Raw genomic sequence first — 262 nt, 5'->3', positions numbered from 1 at the left:
CCTGATCGACGCGATCCGCACCGGTCGCCCGCCGGTCGCCGATGCGCAGGATGGACGCAACGCCGTCGAGCTCGTCACGGCCATATACAAGGCCGGTTTCGAGCGGACGGTCGTCTCGCTGCCGCTCGCCTCCGACGACCCGTATTACCGCGCCGGGCATCTCGTCGAGTCCGCCCCACGGTTCTACGAGAAGCGGCGTTCCCTCGCCGAGGCGGTCGCCGCATGAGCTCCCGCCATCACGAAGATCAGGAGGAGACACAAG

Annotated in this window: 1 pseudogene; it reads left to right on the top strand. The window is 67.9% G+C overall.

Features of this window, described 5'->3' with window-relative positions:
- Positions 1-226: pseudogene (locus SB717_RS36950) on the top strand (Gfo/Idh/MocA family protein); the annotation flags it as partial.
- Between the last annotated feature and the right edge of the window lie 36 nt (positions 227-262).

Origin of the sequence: Priestia sp. SIMBA_032 (assembly GCF_046535215.1) — a bacterium.
Taxonomy (GTDB): domain Bacteria; phylum Bacillota; class Bacilli; order Bacillales; family Bacillaceae_H; genus Priestia; species Priestia aryabhattai.
The sequence above is the reverse complement of the archived record's forward strand: the minus strand, read 5'-3'. Positions and strand labels throughout refer to the sequence as shown.